This window comes from Leeuwenhoekiella obamensis, from assembly GCF_055391795.1.
This window is the reverse complement of sequence record NZ_AP029251.1, coordinates 3,544,844-3,565,355: the sequence shown is the minus strand read 5'-3', so window position 1 is coordinate 3,565,355 and position 20,512 is coordinate 3,544,844. Positions and strand designations below refer to the sequence as shown.

Sequence of the window (20,512 nt, the reverse complement as noted above, 5' to 3'; positions counted from 1 at the left end):
CCGTTTTCGAATATAACATTGACTTATACCCAAAATCATGATTGAGCAACCTTTAAAGTTCTTAGTCGTTGAAGATCTTGTGTCAGACACGTTTCTTTTTCAGCGCATGCTAAAAAAAGTATCAAAAAATCCTGACGTTCGTTTTTCTGACTCAATACTGTCATTGCAAAATGCTTTGAAAACATACATCCCAGATTTTATTATCAGCGATTTTAATTTAACAGGTTTTAATGCCTTTGACGTGATCAATACGGTAAAAGACATTAACCAGAATATCCCGATCATTATAATCTCTGGTAAACTGGGTAACGACGAGCGCGTTGCTAATTTACTTATGGAAGGTGCTGCTGGATTTTTTAATAAAGATAATTTTCAAGAATTACCTGAGAAGATTATCCCGGTTTGTGAAAAGATACTTCAAGAAAAGAAAGACACTTTTGACAAGCTAGAAAGAGAGCGCAAAAGAGAATCTTCGCTTAAAGAAATGGCAAGTTTTCTGCGCCAGTATGATCTTAAGGAAACTACCAAAGAGCGCAGCCTACTACAGGAGCTCAAGAAAAATTTTAGCGGACTTCTTAATATGGACGACAAATAATGAAAAGAGCTGCTGCCCCTATTCTTAACCAAGTCTTTAAGATCTTTAGTGTCCTAACGATCATTATCCTTCTAGGTGTTGTTTTTGTTTTTATTACAAATGACTCAAAATCTAATCTTGCACATACGCTCGAAGTAGAGAGTGATATTATTGAAACATTCTCTATTCTTAAAGATACAGAGCGTGGACAACGCGGTTATTTAATAAGCGGCGATAGCGCATATTTAATTCCATATAAAAATGGAGTAACTAATTTTAAGAAAAGACTAGAGCGCGTTAAAAGCAAAACCATTGAAGATAGCGCACAGCAAAGCAACTTAAATCAACTTGATTCTCTATCAAAACTCAAGTTGAAGGAGATGAATCAAATCATCAGTCTTTATAATAGCGGTAATCGAGACAAAGCCTACAATCAACTTAACACTGATGTTGGCCTTGGTCTTATGAATAAAATAGAGACAGTCATTAACCGAATGATCAACGCAGAGCGCAAGGCGATGCGTTCTAATGAAACCGCATATACATATTACTATTATGCACTTATTGCGCTCTTTGTGTTTTCGGCAATTTTAATAGCCGTGTTACTGCTAACATTTAGACAAAAACTAAAACCATTTCTACTGAAGCTAGAGGAAACAAATGACCGCTTAAAGAAACTAGTAATTGAGAAAAATAGCGAGATCAAACTAAGAAAGCGTCAGGAACGCATAAACGACAGGCTGATTAAGCAACTTGTAAATAAGAACAAAGAACTTGATCACTTCGCTTATGTAGCCTCTCACGACCTGCAAGAGCCATTTAGAACGGTAGAGAACTACATCAATCTTTTTAAGGAGGATTATGAAGAAGAACTTAAAGATGGTGATGCGCCAATGTTTTTTAGATTTATTGATGGCGCTGTGATCAGGATGCGTAGTTTGATCAATGGCTTACTGCAATATAGTCGTCTAGGACGCTCTGGCAACATTGGTCAAGTAAACCTTAACAAGGTAGTTGAAGAGATCAAAGCAGACTTTAATGCCCAGCTTACAGAAAACAACGCAAAGATCATTGCAGAATCATTACCAGAAATTCAGGGTTATGAATTTGAGGTAAAGCGCCTCTTGAGTAATCTTGTTTCAAACGGGATGAAGTTTATAGAAGATGGTGTTGACCCTGTTATTCGCATTACTGCGAAAGAAACTAATGATGAATATATAATCAAAGTAAAAGACAACGGCATAGGCATTGATGAAGTAAACCACATGAAGATCTTCAATATGTTTAATAGACTGCATAGTGATGCTGTTTATCCAGGTCAAGGAATAGGCCTAGCTTTTTGTAAAAAAATTATGGATCTTCACCACGGTGAAATCTATGTAGAATCAACTAAAGGGGAAGGATCTACATTTGTATTACATTTTCCCAAAAACACAGAAAATGAAGAAAAAGCTTAATAAAATACTTCTTGTAGACGACTCTGAATCTGATAACTTCTACCATTCACGCATCATAAAAAAATGTGATGTAGCAGATAATATCGTAGTAAAGTATTCAGCAGAAGAAGCGTTAGCTTACCTTAAAACCCTAGATGGGGAAAAATACCCAACGCCAGAGTTACTATTCTTAGACATCAATATGCCAGGAATGAATGGCTGGGAGTTCTTAGAAGAGTACGAAAGACTAGAGGGCGATCAATTATGTGGTATCGTAGTTACAATGCTTACCACTTCTCAAAATGATGATGACAGATCACGTGCTACAGATGATAAACGTATTAATCATTTTCAAAACAAGCCGCTAACTCCAGAATTCTTGATGGATCTGCTGAGAGATCATTTTCCAGATCATTTTTAATTTGGCTTAAAGCCCAAAACAATGAGTCGTCCTAAAATAGGTTGACAGTTTTTAATAATTTAAATCAATCCCTTGAAGCTAGCTTCAAGGGATTTTTTGTTGTGTATAAAATTAGGTGTTTTGTAGTTAAGGCTTAGATGTGGTCTTTGATTATTATAAGTTTTAATAGACTGCTGAACTAGCAGGCTAAGTTCTTTGCTTGTATTGCATTTGTTTATCAAGAACTCTCCCTTCAATATCCCGTTAATTCGTTCTGCTAATGCATTTTGATAACAGTCATATCCATCTGTCATTGAAGGTATCGCATTTGATCGCTTCAATTGAGTTTGATACAACGAAGAACAATACTGCAAGCCTCTGTCAGAATGATGTATTACCTCGCTTGATGTGGTTCTACTCTTATTAGCCATTTTCATTGCTTTAACTACATTTTCTGCACTCATGTCATCACTTAGATGATAGCCCATTATTTTTCTGCTAAAAGCGTCTGTCACCAAGGAAAGATAATGTGTCCTTTCTCTACTCTTGATGTAAGTAATATCGCTTACAAAGTATTGCTCTGGTCTTACGGGTGTAACATCTTTCATTAGGTTAGGGTGTTTTTTTAGCCAATGCCTAGAGTCTGTTGTCCTTGTGTAATTCTTTCTTGGTTTTATAAGCATTGATTCTGACCTGAGATAATCAAATAAGGCGTCCCTGCCTATTTTAACTCTCATCTTTTCAAACTCAACGTTGAGTAAATAATACAGTTTACGAGTACCTAGTCTTGGCATTTGCTGGCGCACCCTTAAAATCAGCGGTTTGATCAAGGCAAGTTCATCAGCTCTTGTCCTTTCTCGCATTTCTGCTTGATAGACAGCCTGTCTGCTTATCCCAAACAATCTGCAACAACGTGACAGGCTTAGTCGGTGTTCTTGCCGGATTCGTTGGATTGATTGGGCAAATACTTTTTTCGAATAGAAGTTCCGTATTGCTGATCTGAGATATCGATCATCGTGTTGAGAATCTTATTCTTAAGCTTCTCATCTGACAGCTCTTTTTCAAGCCTCTTGATCTTTTGAGCAGGTGTTTCTTTCATTGTATTACAGCTAAGTCTTGTCTTTGGTTTACTCCAGTCTAAGGTACCGTGTTTGCGCAACCAAACCAAAACAGTACTCCTTCCTTGAATACCGTACGCTTTTTGGGCTTGCTTATAAGTCATTTCGCCCTTTTCTACCTGAGATACAACCGCTAATTTAAAGCCTAAATTGTAATCACGCTGAGTCCGTTTCTGCTCAGCTCCTTCTGAGTCTTTCATAAATAAGTCGAATTTGTGTCAACTTATTTCAGGACGGGACACAATAAGAAACTAAAAAAGCCTCGCAACTGCGAGGCTTTTTAATTTATAAGTTGAGCATCGTTTAGTGATGCATTTCTTCTTCATTATCCTGTAAAGGAACATTCTGAGGAATGTAATCCTGACCAGCGATAACATAGTCAGATTCATCTTCATTAAGCTTACTATAGTCATAAGCCCAACGGTATACATGAGGGATTGGACCTTCCCAGTTACCGTGAATGTGCTTGTGCTCTGTAGTCCACTCAAGAGTGTTAGATTTCCATGGGTTAAGAGTCTTAGCTCTCTTTCCGTAGAAGATAGAGTGAATAAAGTTGTAAAGGAATACGATCTGTACAGCACCAGTAATTAAAGCAGCAACTGTGATCATGATATTCACATCAGCAAGATCATCAAAGTATGGGAATGCTGTGTTAGTATAATATCTACGTGGTAGACCAGCCATACCAATAAAGTGCATTGGGAAGAATACCGCATAAGCACCTATTACAGTAACCCAGAAGTGAACATAACCTAGATTTTTGTTCATCATTCTACCTTGGAACATCTTAGGGAACCAGTGGTACACACCAGCAAAAAGACCATACAAAGCAGAGATACCCATCACAAGGTGGAAGTGAGCCACTACGAAATATGTATCGTGAACGTTAATATCAAGAGTACTATCACCAAGGATGATACCTGTAAGACCACCAGTGATAAAGGTAGATACAAGACCAATAGAGAATAGCATCGCAGGGTTCATCTGCAAGTTACCTTTCCATAATGTGGTGATATAGTTAAATGCTTTTACAGCAGAAGGAATCGCAATAAGCAATGTTGTAAAAGTAAATACAGATCCTAAGAAAGGATTCATACCTGATACGAACATGTGGTGACCCCATACAATTGTTGATAAGAAGGCTATAGCCAAAATAGATGCAACCATCGCACGGTAACCAAAGATTGGCTTACGGCTATTTGTAGCAATAATTTCTGAAGTGATACCTAGTGCCGGAAGAAGTACAATATAAACCTCTGGGTGACCTAAGAACCAGAAAAGGTGCTCAAATAATACTGGTGAACCACCACTGTGTGGTAATACTTCTCCACCAATATAGATATCAGATAAGAAGAATGAAGTACCAAAACTTCTATCCATTATAAGTAATAACGCAGCAGAGAGTAGAACCGGGAAAGAAACCACACCAATAATTGCAGTTACAAAGAAAGCCCAGATCGTAAGTGGTAGTCTTGTCATAGACATACCCTGAGTACGCATGTTGATTACAGTAACAATATAGTTAAGTGATCCTAATAAAGATGATGCAATGAAGATAGCCATAGAAACTAACCAAAGCGTCATACCCATTCCTGAAGCAGAAATAGAATTAGGAAGCGCACTTAATGGAGGATAGATCGTCCAACCTGCAGCTGCTGGCCCTGACTCTACAAAAAGAGAGCAAACCATAATTACAGCAGAAAGGAAGAATAACCAATAAGACACCATGTTTAAGAAACCAGATGCCATATCACGCGCTCCAATTTGAAGCGGAATAAGTAGGTTACTAAAAGTACCACTTAAACCAGCTGTCAACACAAAGAATACCATGATGGTACCGTGAATTGTAACAAGAGCAAGATAAATACTAGGATCCATAACACCATTTTCACCCCACTTCCCAAGGAAGATCTCAAATAAAGTGAACTGATGATCTGGCCATGCTAGTTGTAATCTAAAAAGCAATGACATTGCAATACCGATGATACCCATGATCAAACCAGTAATCAAATACTGCTTTGAGATCATTTTATGATCAGTACTAAAAATGTATGTCGTTATAAACGTTTGCTTATGATGGTGATCTCCATGGTCATCATGAGCATGATCGATAGCTGTTGCGTGTGCTGCCATAATCTGTTTAATTCTTTATATTCAATTTTTTATTGATCAGCTTCCAAGCTTGCGCCAAAAGTCTGCTGGCTAGCCAGCCATTCGTTAAACTCCTCTTCAGTCTCTACTACGATCTTCATCTGCATATTGTAGTGACTCGCACCACAAATCTTATTACATAAAAGATAATAGTCAAACTCATCATAATCATCTAGAGCAACATCTCCAGCTGCAACAAGTTCTTTACTTTTTTCTTTACGGATCTCTTGGATAGTTCTCATCTTATCCTTCATGTAATCCGTTTCTCTGATCTCTGCTGTAGTAACAGTAGGAGTAAACGAGAATTGTGTGATCATACCAGGCACAACGTTCATTTGCGCTCTAAAGTGAGGCATATACGCTGAGTGAAGTACGTCTTGAGATCTTAATTTAAAGATCACCTGACGACCTACTGGCAAGTGTAGTTCTTGAGTAACGATATCATCTTTTGCATCATCATCAGAAGCATCTATACCTACTATGTTAGCACCTTCAATGAATCTAACATTAGCGTTTCCTAAAGTATTGTCATCACCTGCATATCTAGCCTTCCAGTTGAAACGCTGAGCATAAAGTTCTACTACTAGAGCATCTTCATTCTCCTCAAAGTTCATGATATCTGACCAAGTGAATAAACCATAAATGATCAAACCAGCTAGAACGATTACAGGAATAATAGTCCAAATAAATTCAAGCTTATCATTATCTGCATAGAACAAAGCTCTTTTACCTTCTTGCCCGTTGTACTTGTAAGCAAAATAGTGAAGTAAGAACTGAGTGATCACTTGTACAAGCATGATCAACCCAATAGAAACAAACATCAATGTGTCATACTTCCCACCGTGAGCTGATGAAGCTTCAGGCAAATAGAATTTAGAATAATGCCAGAAACAATAGATCATTAAAAAGTAAAGGAAGATCATAAACATCAAAAACAATTTTGCATTGATGCGGTTATCCTTCCCGGTGGCAACTTCACCATCGTCTACTGTTGTATTACCCTTAGATAACTTGTAGATCTTGCTCATTTGCAAGACTGCAACAGCAAAAAGAATAATTACGATAAGTACTAAAAAAACGGTCATCTTTATCTTCTTTCTTTTCTTTCTCTATTAATAATGATAATTCTCACTCTCATGTATGAATGGGTTTCCTTTAGGTCTTAAAGAAACTCCGCTAAATCCACTTCCTACAACAAATATGAATAAACCTAGGAAGAAGAATATACCTGCGATCTCTGTTACACCAAACGACCAGTTAGGTCCTACGGTAGATGGCATGATCAATAAGAATACATCTATATAATGCCCAACTAACACAAGACATCCAGCTATCACCACAAACCATGGCACACGCTTGAAGTCGCTATTCATAAGTACTAGAATAGGGAATACAAAGTTCAACACAAGCATACCAAAGAATAACAAGTTGTACTCTTTAATACGTAGAATGAAATATGTTACTTCTTCAGGAATATTCGCATACCAGATAAGCATGAATTGAGCAAACCATAGGTAAGTCCAGAAAATACTGAAAGCGAACATGAATTTTGCAAGGTCATGCAGGTGGCTATCATTCACGAAGCTCAACAATCCTTTTGCCTTGAAGAATATAGTAACTAAGGCTACAACAGTAATTGCACTTACAAACATAGTTGCAAAAACATACCATGCAAACAATGTACTATACCAGTGTGGTGTCATAGACATGAACCAGTCCCAAGCCATTGTTGCTTCAGTTAACAAGAAGAATACAAGGAAGAAAACTGACGCCTTGAAGTTTCTGTTAAACGGAGTTATATTTCCCTTTTGCTCTTCAATAAGCAAAGAGTTTTTCTTAGAATAATATCTGTAGAAGTTCCACCCTGCAACGTATATAAGCGCTCTAATTACAAAGAATGGAAAATTCAAATACCCAGATTTATCTTGTAGGATCTTATCATGCTCTACAAGAGCGTGATCTTGCCATGGGTAGAAATGCGTTCCCGCGAAAAGTACTATAAGAAGTACAATTATAGAACCTGGCAATAAATATGCTGTAACTCCTTCTATTACTCTAAATAGAACAGGAGACCATCCTGCAGATGAAACATATTGTATTGCATAAAAAACCAATGCTCCTAGTGCGATCATCATAAAGAAGAAAGCTGAAACAAAAGTTGCAGACCATGGCTTAGCCTGTAATTGATGTAAAACATGCTCAAGGTGTTCTTCTTCTCCGTGAGAACCAGCTTCACCGTGATCTTGTGAATGTGCCATTGCAGCTTCAGAATAACCTTCTTCGCCTCTTACTTCATCAACAAAAGTAGAACCGTGATCTTCTTCAGCCTCTGCGTGAGCACCGTGACTTTCATGAGCAGCTAGGTATTCTTTTGCTTCTTCTGTAGTAGAAGGCGCAGTTAAAAAACCATAAGCCAAACCAGCCAGGCCTAATACCATTAGTATTATGGAAAACAGTTTGAATTTGCTAGAAAACGTGTACATAACTATAAAATATCCTGACTTTATTTATTCTTCAGTGTGTGCCTCTTCAGTTGCACTCATGTGATGTTCTTCACCAGCTGTTGTTTCAGAGTGCATTTCGCCTTGAGCGTCATCAGCAACTTCTGTTACTTCTGCATCAAACTCACGTGTTGGTTTACCATCTAACTTGTCTTTAAGACTCATTACATAATGGTTTATTAACCATAGCTCTTCTTCCGTAGTTTGTGTTGCATAAGACCCCATGGTATTAATTCCATAATAAGTTACATGATACACACTACCTTCAGTAATTGCTCTACCAGCGTCATTGTATGCAGGAACACCTAATACCTTTTCGCGCTCAGCTAAAATACCTTGACCGTCCCCTTTATCACCGTGGCAAACTGCACAATAAATTGTGAAAAGTGCCTTACCTTCATTTAGGTTATCTTCTGTATAAGGAAGTGGGTTTGTAAGATTAGCTTTCGCTGCAGCGTAACCCTCTTGAGAATTCTCATACTCATATGGCATCCAACCGCGTTTTACTGTTCCCTCTGCAGGTTGCATCGCCTCCATCTCTCCAGGAAATATATCGTAACGCCCGTTAGTCTCATATGGTACAGACTCATACATATTTGGCATGTACTGATAGTTTGGTTTCCTCTTATCATGACATGAAACCATAGTTACAGCAATGGCAAACAAGAATGCTATTTTTACCAAATACTTCATTTTCCTAGTGTTCTTCATTATGGATTAAACTTAACTCTGCAGCTCCTGTGTCATACAAGAATTTAGACATTGCGTCTACATCATCATTATGACCTACTTCGACCTCCATTAGGAAATGATCGTCAGTAGTTCTTGGATCTGGGTTTTCAGCTTTTTTAAATGGCCATATTTTACTTCTCATATAGAATGTAATAACCATAAGGTGAGCCGCAAAAAATACCGTTAATTCAAACATGATAGGTATAAATGCAGGCATATTTTGATGAAAAGAAAAACTTGGCTTACCCCCTATGTTTCTAGGCCAGTCTACGATCATCATATAGTTTAGCATCAATACAGCAACAGTTAAACCTGTTAAACCGAATAAAAATGCACATATCGCTATTCTAGTAGGTGCTACACCTAAAGCTTTATCCAACCCGTGAACCGGGAATGGAGTAAAAACTTCACCGATGTGATATTTTTTATCGCGCACCTGTTTAACGGCATTCATTAAAATGTCGTCATCTGTATAAATCGCATGTATAACTTTAGAAGATGCCATACTACTACTTATTATTAGTTCTAAGTTGTTCTGCTTGACCTGCCCAATCATCTCTCTCTGCTCTTCCTGGGAATGCATCGATGATCTCATCAAGCAACTCATAATCTTTTGTTGTCATTTTGCTCACTTGAGCAAAAGTATAGATACCTAGTTGATGAAGCTTCTGTTGAAGCACTGGTCCTACTCCACTAATTTTTGTAAGATCATCAGCCGTTTGCGTTGCAGGATCATAAACACCTATTCTTGCAAGCATAGCATCTACTTCATCCTTCTGAGTTTCGGTAATACCTAAACCTTCAGCATGAACAGTTTCTTCGTGAGCAGGAGCTTTTGACTCATCAGTAAAATATTCTCCTTCTACGTTTGCAGCAGGCTCTCCTGCCGATGGATCAAGATCCACATGACTTATGTGATTATCTCCATGCTTTGCTCTTAGTTTCTTGTAGTATTCTCCTGAAGACTTAAGAATAGTCTTAACCTCTGCCTGAGCGATCACTGGGAATGTACGAGCATAAAGAAGGAACAATACAAAGAAGAATCCTATTGTACCCATATAGACACCTATGTCTATAAAAGAAGGCTCAAACATTGTCCATGAAGATGGAAGACGATCCTTACTCAAACACAATACGATGATATCGAAACGCTCAAACCACATACCTATGTTAATGATGATAGATACTATAAACGTCCAGATAATGTTTCTTCTAAATTTCTTTACCCAAAGTGTAAGTGGCACAACAAGGTTACAGATAATAAGTGCCCAGAAAGCCCACCAGTATGGTCCTGTTGCAGCACCAAAAGAAAGGTAAGTATAGTTCTCATAAGACAAACCTGAATACCAACCGATGAAATATTCTGTGATGTAAGCTACACCCACAATACCACCAGTAAGCAAGATCACCTTGTTCATATACTCAATATGAAGAACAGTGATGTAGTTCTCAAGGTTTGAAACCTTACGCATTATTATCAATAGCGTCTGTACCATAGCGAATCCTGAGAAGATCGCACCCGCCACGAAGTATGGAGGGAAAATGGTACTGTGCCATCCTGGTACAACAGACGTTGCAAAGTCAAAAGATACGATCGTGTGTACCGAAAGTACAAGTGGAGTTGCAAGACCTGCAAGAACAAGAGAAACCTCTTCAAAACGTTGCCAGTCTTTTACTCTACCACTCCATCCAAAACTAAGGATACCATAGATCTTTTGTTGAAATGGCTTTACAGCTCTATCACGCAACATCGCGAAATCTGGAAGTAAACCAGTATACCAGAAAACAAGTGATACTGATAAATATGTAGAGATCGCAAATACGTCCCAAAGTAGTGGAGAGTTAAAGTTAACCCATAGCGAACCAAATTGGTTTGGAATAGGAAGTACCCAATACCCCAACCATGGACGACCCATGTGAATAATAGGGAACAAACCTGCTTGCACTACCGCAAAGATCGTCATCGCTTCCGCAGAACGGTTAATTGCCATACGCCACTTCTGACGGAAAAGCAATAATACCGCAGAGATCAGAGTTCCGGCGTGACCGATACCTACCCACCAAACGAAGTTGGTAATATCCCAAGCCCAACCAACAGTTTTGTTAAGACCCCATACACCAATACCTGTAGAAACTGTGTATATAATGCAACCTAGTCCCCATAAAAATGCGACCAATGAGATTGAGAAAACAATCCACCAAGATTTATTGGCCCTACCCATAACAGGAGCTCCAACATCAACACTGATATCGTGGTAGGATTTCTCTCCTACTACTAACGGCTCTCTAATGGGTGCTTCGTAATGTGACGACATACTATTTTGTAATAATTTATTTAAAAAAATTTACGCTTCCTGTGTGTTCTTAACCTTCGTTTGGTAAACAACATTTGGCTTCACGCCCACACTTTCTAATAGGTAATAGCTACGCTTATCGTTCTTAAGAGCTAAGATCTCGCTCTCCTTATCATTAATATCTCCAAACTTGATCGCTCCAGTTCCACAAGCATTGCTACATGCAGTTGCAAACTCACCATCTTTGATCGCACGACCATCGCGCTTAGCATCAAGAATAGTTTTCTGAGTCATCTGGATACACATAGAACATTTTTCCATCACACCACGTGATCTTACAACTACGTCTGGGTTTAATACCATACGACCTAGATCATTGTTCATGTTGTAATCAAACTCATCATTATCGCTATAGAGGAACCAGTTGAAACGACGCACTTTATAAGGACAGTTGTTTGCACAGTAACGAGTACCTACACAACGGTTATACGTCATCTGGTTTTGACCTTGACGACCATGACCAATTGCAGCAACCGGACATACAGTCTCACAAGGAGCGTGGTTACAGTGCTGACACATCACAGGCTGGAAAGCAACTTCTGGATTCTCAAATGACTCAGTTTCTACAGCATCATAAGTATCAAAAGCAGGTAGATTATCTAGCTTCTCTATTTCTTCCTTGAAAGTCTCTCCAGAAGAGTAATAGCGATCTATTCTCAACCAGTGCATATCTCTAAACTTACGCACCTCTTCTTTACCCACAACAGGAACATTGTTTTCTGCGTGACACGCGATCACACAAGCACCACAACCAGTACACGCATTAAGATCTATCGAAAGATTAAAGTGATGACCTATGGTAGTCTCAAACGGCTCCCAAATATCAGCATCTTGCTCTCTAACCTCGATCTCACCGTGGTTATAATCTGTTTCTGGAACTGGGTTCCAGTAATGCTTATCTTTTGTATTAAAAATCTCAAGAGTAGTTTCTTTGATGATATCATCACCACGACCTACCATTGTATTTTGTAACTGCACACAAGCAAACTCATGCCAATCAGCAACTTTTTCTAGCTGTACAGTTTGAATATTACTAAAGTCTTTATAAAGCGGGAATGCATTAACACCAGTCTGCATTTCTTCTTGAACCGCTTCTGTTCTTCCATAACCTAAAGAAAGACCTACAGAACCAACCGCCTGACCTGGCTGAATAAACACAGGTACATTAGGAATAGTAACATCACCAAGAGTAATGTTTACTTTATGACCATTCAATGCTCCGTTAGAAACATGAGTGTTCTCTATTTCAAGACGATCTGCATCTTCCTTAGACATCGTAAGGTAGTTATCCCAAGATGTTCTTGTAATAGGATCTGGAAGCTCCTGCAACCAAGGGTTGTTAGCTTGAGAACCATCACCCATTGCAGTTTTAGTATAAAGCGTAAGCTCAAAACCACTTTTAGAGGCAGTTCCTTCTTTAGCTAACGCAGCAGCTGCACTAGCCGCAGTGATAGCTTCAGATGAAGTAACACTAGACTGCACTTCATTTTCTGCCATATTCATTTCCGCCACAGCGGAAACATCACCTTTTACAACACCATCATGCAACGCTTGATTCCAGCTTACTGAGGCATTACTCCAGTTTTCTTTTAAGTACTCGTAGTACGATTGACTACTTCCAGTCCACTTTAATAAAGTATCCTGAAACTGACGCGTATCAAATAAAGGTCTGATCGTAGGCTGCGTTAAGCAGATCTCACCCTTCTTGATCTCAACATCCCCCCAAGACTCTAAGTAATGTGGGGCTGGAGCCAAATATTTACAAAGCGATGCAGTTTCATCTTCTTTCATCGCAAAGTTTACAGTAACATCAACATTACCTAAAGCAGCTTTAAAATCTTCTGCATTAGGCAAACTATACGCTGGGTTAACACCAGCAACAAGCAACGCTCCCACGCTACCTGATTTCATATCTTCTACAAGCTGAAGCACCTCTTTAGCATTACCCTGACGAGTAAGTTTTGGCGCAGCGGTATTAACCACTTCACTACCTAAACGCTCATTGATCTCTAAAGCTAGTACTTGCGCATTCACATCCTGAAGACCAGTTACAAACACACCTTTACTACCAGCTTTACGCAACTGAGCAGCAGCTTTTTCAACAGCTTCTTTTTTAGCGTCTGAAAGATTTGCAGAACCACCACCTACGATCATCGCATGGATAGCACGAACTGTTTCCTTCTGCTCGCTTGGAGTCATTGGCACACGCTTATCTGCATTAGCACCAGTAAGACTCATATTTGATTCAAAGTGTACGTGGCGAGACATTTTACCATCTTGAGGCACACGACCTTTTGCATAGCCACTGTCAAAACCACCACCTTGCCAATCTCCTAAGAAATCAGCAGCAACAGATACAATTACTTCCGCTTTAGCGAAATCATAATCAGCTAAAGCTCTTGTACCGTATTTATTTTCATAAGCATCAAGCGCAGCGCTTTCGCTAACAGCATCATAAACTACATGACGCACATTAGGATAAGCAGCACTAAACTCACTAATTAATTTTGATGTAGATGGACTTGCAAAAGTTTGAGTAAGCAAAACAATTTCCTTACCTCCTAAACCATTAAGCGCAGCACCTACTTCTTCATCAAGCTGATCCCAAGAAGCAGATTCACCACTTATTTTAGGACCTTGAAGTCTTTTAATGTCATACATAGACAACACAGAAGCATGCACTCTTGCATTACCATTTCCTACAGCACCAGCCAGTCTATTATTTTCTATTTTAATAGGACGACCTTCGCGCGTTTTTACAAGAACGCTGGCAAAATCAAATCCATCTGCAATGGTAGTAGCATAGTAGTCTGCAACACCCACTGTCATACGCTCTGGAGCAACAACATAAGGAATAGCATTAACTACAGGACCCTCACAAGCAGCAAGTGTTGCCGCCGCAGTTGAGAAACCAACATACTTAAGAAAATCGCGTCGCGAAGTAGAAGAATCTTGAAGCGTTTCTTTATCGCCCAAAAACTCATCCACCGGAATGTCTTCTACAAACTCGTTGTCTCTAAGCTTAGCAACAATAGGACTGTCTTGCTTTAGCTCTTCAACACTCTTCCAGTATTTCTTGCTTGATGACATATATATTATTCTTGTTTATTCTAAAAATCTACCTTTTACAAGGCCCGATCGACTTTTTATTAATAGTGACACTTACCACACTCAATACCTCCCATTTGCGCAATGGTCAGCTGCTCTACTTCGTATTTCTTAGCTAGCTCTTCGTGAATCTTAGCGTAATATTCATTACCCTGCATATTCACGTTTGTCTCTCTATGACAGTTAATACACCAACCCATTGTAAGTGGTGATTCCTGATGAACGATCTCCATCTCTTCAATAGGACCGTGACAAGTTTGACATTGAACACCAGCTACAGAAACGTGCTGTGAGTGGTTAAAGTAAACGAAGTCTGGTAAGTTGTGAATTCTCACCCACTTTACAGGATGTGTTTCACCCGTGTAAGATTGAGTAGCCGGATCCCAACCAACCGCGTTATATAATTTCTGAATTTCTTTATCGTAAAACTCTTTAGAGTAATCCTCAGTTACAGAAGTAAACTTATTTGACGCATCAGCAACTTCAGAAATTGTCTTGTGACAATTCATACACACGTTAAGCGTAGGAATACCCGAAGTTTTACTAGTACGCGCAGAAGAGTGACAATATTTACACTCTATCTGGTTATCACCAGCGTGAATTCTGTGAGAATAGTGTATTGGCTGAATTGGCTCGTAACCTTGATCAACACCAACTTGCATTAAGAAACCATAAGCAAAGTAAGCGCCACCCAACATCAACACGATCACAGTTACAAGAACTAAAAATTGATTTTGAATGAAAGCTCTCCAGATAGGAGTGCGCTCTTCTTTTACAGGAAGCTCAACACCTTGCTCAGCCGCAAATCTTCTAAGCGTTTTGTTAACCAAGAACAAAACAGTAACCAGCATCAAGAAAACAAGAATAAGACCTCCTAAGATCAAATCTGATGAAACACCTGATCCAGATCCAGAACCACCACCCTCAGTAACCACTGTAGTTGTTGGCACAGGTTTTGGAGTATCTGTGTACGCAAGGATGTTATCAATATCCGCCTCACTAAGCTGAGGGAACGGAGTCATCACTTGACCGTTAAACTCGTCAAAAATAGCAACAGCTTCTGCGTCGCCAGATTTAATTAACTCAGAACTGTTGTGAATCCAGCTATAAAGCCATTGTCTATCGTGACGACTAGTCACATCATAAAGAGCAGGCCCAGTAGCACGCGCATACAATTTGTGACATGCAGCACAGTTAGCTTTGAACAAAGCTTCACCCGCAGCAACGTCAGCACCGCCTACAGCAGCAGACTCTGCAGTAGCAACTTCTTGTTGCGCCGCAGCCTCAGCATTTTGAGCTTGGATTAAATTAACAAAAGACAGGCAGAACGCCAGTCCTAAAAATGCAATTCGAGTAGTTGATTTAAGGTTTTTCACCTGTTTCATAATCTGGTGGATTATCTATCTTACTCCGCCACCCCTGCAAAGAATTCACACTTCATATTGCATGGTAGGTGCCGGCAAATTTGATGGCAAAAGTAACACTTAGAAGTGGAATTTTGAAGTGTTAGCAATCCGTTAAAACATAATTTATATTAGTTCTAAATAATATTTTTACCCGCATTATAGTTATTACTTTTACATTTACACTCACACTCAAAAACTTTCATTTTTTATGAAACTTAAATGCCTTTCTTTTCTGTTTTTTTCTGGCAGTTTTTTCTTTTTGGCGCAAGCCCAACAAGCACAAATCAACGTTGTGCAAGATGAGCGCATACCTGCGATGTTAGAGCTTAAAAATCAAATGACTAAGAATAACGAACTGGGTGATCGCTATAAAGTTCAAATAATGGGCTATGGCCAAAATCTTAATCAAGCAAATAAGGTTTTAAACGAATATAAGTCTAAGATCACTGACTGGGAAGGAACGATCGTTTATGAAAATAACTATAAAGTATGGATAGGAAGTTTTAGAAATCGCCTGGAGGCAGATAGAGCTTTGCTACGCATTAAAAAAGTATTTCCTGACGCGTTTGTACTTAAACCTAAGGGATAATCATTTCGCTTAAAGCGAAAACAAAAAAAGCTTCCGCAATGCGGAAGCTTTTTTTATATCTAAACTTTATTAAAAGTCTTATTTCAACTTCTTCTTAACAGCTACTTCCTGATAAGCTTCAATGATGTCATTCTCATAAATATCATTGTAATTCTTGATCTGTATACCACAGTCATAACCTTTGCTCACCTCTTTAACATCGTCTTTAAAGCGTTTAAGAGAAGCTAGCTCGCCAGTATAGATCACAACACCGTCACGTATTAAACGTATACCAGAGTTTCTAAAGATCTTACCAGAGATCACCATACAACCTGCGATAGTTCCCACTTTAGAGATCTTAAATGTCTCTCTGATCTCAGCAGTACCTGTAACCTCTTCCTTCATTTCAGGAGAAAGCATACCCTCCATCGCATCTTTAAGATCATTTATGGCGTCATAGATGATCGAGTATGTACGGATGTCAATCTCTTCCTTATCTGCTACCATACGAGCATTACCCGCTGGTCTTACATTAAATCCTATAATAATCGCGTCTGAGGCTGATGCCAAAAGAACATCACTCTCTGTAATCGCACCCACACCTTTGTGAATGATATTAACTGCTATCTCTTCAGTTGAAAGTTTCTGGAAGCTATCAGTAAGCGCTTCTACAGAACCATCCACGTCACCTTTAAGGATAATATTAAGTTCCTTAAATTCACCTAAAGCGATACGACGACCAATCTCATCTAGCGTAATGTGACGTTGTGTTCTTACAGACTGCTCACGCTGAAGCTGTGTACGCTTTGAAGCGATATCTTTAGCTTCACGCTCATCTTCCATAGCGTAGAACTTATCACCTGCTTGTGGCGCACCATCAAGACCCAGAATAGAAACTGGAGTTGATGGACCAGCAGCTTTAATAGGCTTACCACGCTCATCGTGCATCGCCTTGATCTTACCACTGTTTGTACCTGCAAGCACATAATCACCGATCTTTAAAGTACCACCTTCAACAAGAATTGTAGAAACATATCCACGCCCTTTATCAAGGAAAGCTTCAACTACAGTACCATTTGCAAGTTTATTAGGGTTTGCTTTAAGCTCAAGAATTTCAGCTTCAAGCAATACTTTTTCAAGTAATTCTTTTACACCTTGACCAGTTTTTGCAGAAATATCATGCGACTGGATCTTACCACCCCAATCTTCAACAAGTAAATTCATACTTGCTAATTGCTGCTTAATGTTATCTGGATTAGCCGTAGGCTTATCAATCTTGTTAATCGCAAATACAATAGGAACTCCTGCCGCTTGTGCGTGAGAGATCGCCTCCTTAGTTTGTGGCATCACATCATCATCTGCCGCCACAACAATAATCGCAATATCAGTTACCTGAGCACCACGAGCACGCATCGCTGTAAAGGCTTCGTGACCTGGTGTATCAAGGAAAGCGATCTTCTGACCATTACCTAGAGTTACCCCATAAGCACCAATGTGCTGTGTGATACCTCCACTCTCGCCAGCGATCACATTCTCTTCACGAATGTAGTCAAGCAGCGATGTTTTACCGTGGTCAACGTGACCCATCACAGTTACGATAGGAGCACGAGTCTCAAGATCTTCTTCTTTATCTTCTTCAACAGTTACTGCTTCTTCAAGATCTGCAGTAACAAAGTCTACTTCATAACCAAATTCTTCAGCAACGATAGAAAGAGTTTCAGCATCTAGACGCTGGTTCATCGTTACCATCATACCAAGAGACATACAAGCAGAAATCACCTGAGTAACCGGCACATTCATCATAGTCGCAACTTCACTGACAGTTACAAACTCTGTAACCTTCAATGTTTTGCTTTCTGCTTCTTGCTGTGCTAATTCTTCCTCAGACTTCTGGCGGTGCTGATCACGCTTATCACGACGATACTTAGCTCCTTTACCTTTGCTTGATTTACCTTGCAGTTTCTCAAGCGTCTCGCGGATTTGCTTTTGTACTTCTTCCTCGCTTGGCTCCTCTTTAGGAACGTTGCGACGTTTACCTCTTTGATTATTTCCTCCACCACGCTGGTTGTTACCACCAGTTGCTGGACCTTTGCTTATACGTTTACGCTTGCGTTTTCTAGAATTAGGATCTTCCTTCTTCGCAGCTTCTTTTTTCTTCTTCTCAGGTTTTTTAAACTGAGAAAGATCAATCTTTTTACCAGTGAAGTTAGGACCTTCAAGCTTTTTGTAATCTGTCTTTATAACATCATCACCTAGCTTAGGCTCTTCTTTCTTAGCTGGTTTTTCTTCTTGTTTAGGCTGTGGCTTTTTAACCTCAGGCTTAACCTCTTCCTTAGCTTTTGCAGGAACTTCTTCCTTCTTAGGCTCTGGCTTAGGCTCCTCTTGCTTAGCAACAGGTTTTTCCTCTTTAACAGCTTCTTGCTTAGGCTCCTCTTGCTTTACAGGCTCCTCCTTCTTAGGTGCAGCAGGCTTCTTATCAAGATCAATTTTACCCACGGTTTTAAGTCCCTCAAGAGTGACTTTCTTATTAACCGTATCAGCTGCAGGAGCTTCAGTCTCTTCCTTTTTCTCCTCTTTAGGCTGTTCTTTAACCTCTTTTACTTCCTTGCGCTTTTCAACTTGCTCCTCTTCACGCGCAATTCTTAAAGCTTCTTTCTCCTTCTCCTTCTCTTTAGCTACTTCCTTGCTTTTTACCTTCTTACTGGCATCAGTTTGGAATTCATCCGAGAGGACTTCATAGATTTCATTAGAGATTTTTGCAGTAGGGCGTGCCTCTATCTCATGACCTTTCTCTTTCAAGAAATCAACGGCCCGATCTAGTGAAATATTAAGCTCACGCAATACCTTATTCAATCTCATGTTCTTTACTTCTGCCATAAAATGCTTTAAAATTCGCTGTAAAATTAACCTAAAATACCTGTATAATCCTAACGCTTATTCAAACTCAGCTTTAAGGATGTTTCTAACATCAACAATTGTCTCCTCCTCCAGGTCTGTTCTTCTAACAAGATCAGCAACATCTTGCTCAAGAATACTTTTTGCAGTGTCAAGTCCAATTTTAGCGAACTCATCAATAACCCACTGCTCTATCTCGTCGCTAAACTCTTTAAGCTCAACGTCTTCCTCAACTCCTTCACGGAATACATCTATCTCATAACCACTAAGCTGACCAGCAAGTCTGATGTTATGACCACCACGACCTATCGCCTTAGAAACTTCTTCTGGCTTAAGCATAACTTCTGCAGTTTTATTTTCCTCATCTATTTTAATAGATGTGATTTTTGCAGGACTTAATGCTCTTGTGATATACAATTGCAGGTTTGTTGTGTAATTGATAACATCAATATTCTCGTTACCAAGCTCTCTCACGATACCGTGAATCCTAGAACCCTTCATACCTACACATGCTCCAACTGGATCAATACGATCATCATAGCTATCTACCGCTACTTTAGCTTTCTCTCCAGGAATACGCACAACCTTCTTAACGTTGATCAATCCATCAAAAACCTCAGGAATCTCTGATTCAAAAAGTTTCTCTAGGAATAAAGGCGAAGTACGACTCATAATGATCGCAGGCTTATTACCTTTAAGCTCAACGCTTTCAATAATACCTCTTACATTTTCTCCTTTACGGAAGAAATCTGAAGGTATTTGCTTATCCTTTGGCATGATGATCTCATTACCTTCATCATCAAGCAAAATTATAGCGCGGTGACGTATGTGGTGTACTTCTGCATTATACAACTCACCTTCAAGCTCTTTAAACTGCTTATAAAGGTTTGTATTATCATGCTCATGGATCTTGCTGATAAGATTTTGGCGCAAAGCCAAAATAGAACGTCTACCTAGATCAATAAGCTTCACTTCTTCAGACACATCTTCACCCACTTCAAAGTCAGGCTCAATTCTACGTGCCGCAGTAAGACTGATCTCACTGTTATCATCCTCAACTTCACCATCTGCAACAACGATCCTGTTTCTCCAGATCTCAAGGTCACCCTTATCTGGGTTGATAATGATATCAAAGTTATCATCGCTACCAAAGCGCTTTTTCAAAGTACTACGAAAAACCTCTTCTAGTATAGCCATCAAGGTCACCCTATCGATGAGCTTATCATCCTTGAATTCTGAAAAAGATTCGATTAACGCTATATTCTCCAT

15 protein-coding genes are annotated in these 20,512 nt (G+C 39.3%); 4 read left to right on the top strand and 11 right to left on the bottom strand.

The features are described from left to right. Positions 1-37: 37 nt before the first annotated feature. Genes ACZ5L8_RS15670 through ACZ5L8_RS15660 form a run of 3 tightly spaced genes read left to right on the top strand, consistent with a single transcriptional unit; the run spans position 38 to position 2,431 of the window. Positions 38-595: a response regulator gene (locus ACZ5L8_RS15670; RefSeq protein ID WP_464438589.1), complete on the top strand. Its 558-nt coding sequence runs from the start codon at positions 38-40 to the stop codon at positions 593-595. Beyond that, positions 595-2,031, top strand: coding sequence for a sensor histidine kinase (locus ACZ5L8_RS15665; protein ID WP_464438588.1), 1,437 nt, complete (start codon positions 595-597; stop codon positions 2,029-2,031). The genes ACZ5L8_RS15670 and ACZ5L8_RS15665 overlap by 1 nt, the downstream gene beginning before the upstream one ends. Then, positions 2,015-2,431, top strand: a complete 417-nt coding sequence (locus tag ACZ5L8_RS15660; RefSeq protein ID WP_464438587.1) for a response regulator — start codon at positions 2,015-2,017, stop codon at positions 2,429-2,431. Before ACZ5L8_RS15665 ends, ACZ5L8_RS15660 begins: the two co-directional genes overlap by 17 nt. Before the next feature lie 59 nt (positions 2,432-2,490). Here ACZ5L8_RS15660 and ACZ5L8_RS15655 read toward each other — a convergent pair. The 9 genes from ACZ5L8_RS15655 to ACZ5L8_RS15615 form a co-directional block, all read right to left on the bottom strand. Next, positions 2,491-3,728, bottom strand: a protein-coding gene (locus ACZ5L8_RS15655; protein WP_464438539.1) for an IS3 family transposase whose coding sequence is annotated in 2 segments (ribosomal slippage) — positions 2,491-3,386 and positions 3,386-3,728 — 1,239 coding nt in all. Because the reading frame shifts where the segments join, the coding sequence is not laid out codon by codon here. Positions 3,729-3,831: 103 nt separating this feature from the next. Next, complete coding sequence (locus tag ACZ5L8_RS15650) at positions 3,832-5,661, bottom strand: cytochrome c oxidase subunit I (protein ID WP_464438586.1); 1,830 nt, start codon at positions 5,659-5,661, stop codon at positions 3,832-3,834. A gap of 29 nt (positions 5,662-5,690) precedes the next feature. After that, positions 5,691-6,764, bottom strand: coding sequence for a cytochrome c oxidase subunit II (locus ACZ5L8_RS15645; protein ID WP_464438585.1), 1,074 nt, complete (start codon positions 6,762-6,764; stop codon positions 5,691-5,693). A gap of 27 nt (positions 6,765-6,791) precedes the next feature. After that, positions 6,792-8,162: a quinol:cytochrome C oxidoreductase gene (locus ACZ5L8_RS15640; RefSeq protein WP_464438584.1), complete on the bottom strand. Its 1,371-nt coding sequence runs from the start codon at positions 8,160-8,162 to the stop codon at positions 6,792-6,794. A 24-nt stretch (positions 8,163-8,186) separates the two neighbouring features. Beyond that, the gene (locus tag ACZ5L8_RS15635) at positions 8,187-8,891 is read right to left on the bottom strand and encodes a c-type cytochrome (RefSeq protein ID WP_464438583.1); all 705 of its coding nucleotides are present in this window, start codon (positions 8,889-8,891) and stop codon (positions 8,187-8,189) included. Continuing rightward, the gene (locus ACZ5L8_RS15630) at positions 8,878-9,417 is read right to left on the bottom strand and encodes a DUF3341 domain-containing protein (RefSeq protein ID WP_462599724.1); all 540 of its coding nucleotides are present in this window, start codon (positions 9,415-9,417) and stop codon (positions 8,878-8,880) included. Before ACZ5L8_RS15630 ends, ACZ5L8_RS15635 begins: the two co-directional genes overlap by 14 nt. Before the next feature lie 4 nt (positions 9,418-9,421). Then, positions 9,422-11,227, bottom strand: coding sequence for an NrfD/PsrC family molybdoenzyme membrane anchor subunit (gene nrfD, locus ACZ5L8_RS15625; RefSeq protein WP_464438582.1), 1,806 nt, complete (start codon positions 11,225-11,227; stop codon positions 9,422-9,424). Positions 11,228-11,257: 30 nt separating this feature from the next. Further along, complete coding sequence (locus tag ACZ5L8_RS15620) at positions 11,258-14,356, bottom strand: TAT-variant-translocated molybdopterin oxidoreductase (RefSeq protein ID WP_464438581.1); 3,099 nt, start codon at positions 14,354-14,356, stop codon at positions 11,258-11,260. Positions 14,357-14,415: 59 nt separating this feature from the next. Beyond that, positions 14,416-15,759: a c-type cytochrome gene (locus ACZ5L8_RS15615; protein WP_464438580.1), complete on the bottom strand. Its 1,344-nt coding sequence runs from the start codon at positions 15,757-15,759 to the stop codon at positions 14,416-14,418. 229 nt (positions 15,760-15,988) lie between these two features. Between ACZ5L8_RS15615 and ACZ5L8_RS15610 the strand changes: the two genes are divergently transcribed. After that, complete coding sequence (locus tag ACZ5L8_RS15610) at positions 15,989-16,369, top strand: SPOR domain-containing protein (protein WP_462599728.1); 381 nt, start codon at positions 15,989-15,991, stop codon at positions 16,367-16,369. 78 nt (positions 16,370-16,447) lie between these two features. On the opposite strand, the gene infB is transcribed toward ACZ5L8_RS15610, so the two are convergent. Beyond that, positions 16,448-19,225 (bottom strand): translation initiation factor IF-2, encoded by a 2,778-nt coding sequence (gene infB / locus ACZ5L8_RS15605; protein WP_464438579.1) that lies wholly within the window; start codon positions 19,223-19,225, stop codon positions 16,448-16,450. A gap of 57 nt (positions 19,226-19,282) precedes the next feature. After that, positions 19,283-20,512 carry a transcription termination factor NusA gene (nusA, locus tag ACZ5L8_RS15600; protein ID WP_462599730.1) on the bottom strand — a complete coding sequence of 410 codons (1,230 nt, stop codon included), beginning with the start codon at positions 20,510-20,512 and terminating at the stop codon, positions 19,283-19,285.

What these genes read in the sequence shown, in the direction of transcription:
- ACZ5L8_RS15670 (WP_464438589.1), top strand. Translation starts at nt 38, where the DNA reads ATGATTGAGCAACCTTTAAAGTTCTTAGTCGTTGAAGATCTTGTGTCA.
- ACZ5L8_RS15665 (WP_464438588.1), top strand. Translation starts at nt 595, where the DNA reads ATGAAAAGAGCTGCTGCCCCTATTCTTAACCAAGTCTTTAAGATCTTT.
- ACZ5L8_RS15660 (WP_464438587.1), top strand. Translation starts at nt 2,015, where the DNA reads ATGAAGAAAAAGCTTAATAAAATACTTCTTGTAGACGACTCTGAATCT.
- ACZ5L8_RS15650 (WP_464438586.1), bottom strand. Translation starts at nt 5,661, where the DNA reads ATGGCAGCACACGCAACAGCTATCGATCATGCTCATGATGACCATGGA.
- ACZ5L8_RS15645 (WP_464438585.1), bottom strand. Translation starts at nt 6,764, where the DNA reads ATGACCGTTTTTTTAGTACTTATCGTAATTATTCTTTTTGCTGTTGCA.
- ACZ5L8_RS15640 (WP_464438584.1), bottom strand. Translation starts at nt 8,162, where the DNA reads ATGTACACGTTTTCTAGCAAATTCAAACTGTTTTCCATAATACTAATG.
- ACZ5L8_RS15635 (WP_464438583.1), bottom strand. Translation starts at nt 8,891, where the DNA reads ATGAAGAACACTAGGAAAATGAAGTATTTGGTAAAAATAGCATTCTTG.
- ACZ5L8_RS15630 (WP_462599724.1), bottom strand. Translation starts at nt 9,417, where the DNA reads ATGGCATCTTCTAAAGTTATACATGCGATTTATACAGATGACGACATT.
- nrfD (WP_464438582.1), bottom strand. Translation starts at nt 11,227, where the DNA reads ATGTCGTCACATTACGAAGCACCCATTAGAGAGCCGTTAGTAGTAGGA.
- ACZ5L8_RS15620 (WP_464438581.1), bottom strand. Translation starts at nt 14,356, where the DNA reads ATGTCATCAAGCAAGAAATACTGGAAGAGTGTTGAAGAGCTAAAGCAA.
- ACZ5L8_RS15615 (WP_464438580.1), bottom strand. Translation starts at nt 15,759, where the DNA reads ATGAAACAGGTGAAAAACCTTAAATCAACTACTCGAATTGCATTTTTA.
- ACZ5L8_RS15610 (WP_462599728.1), top strand. Translation starts at nt 15,989, where the DNA reads ATGAAACTTAAATGCCTTTCTTTTCTGTTTTTTTCTGGCAGTTTTTTC.
- infB (WP_464438579.1), bottom strand. Translation starts at nt 19,225, where the DNA reads ATGGCAGAAGTAAAGAACATGAGATTGAATAAGGTATTGCGTGAGCTT.
- nusA (WP_462599730.1), bottom strand. Translation starts at nt 20,512, where the DNA reads ATGGAGAATATAGCGTTAATCGAATCTTTTTCAGAATTCAAGGATGAT.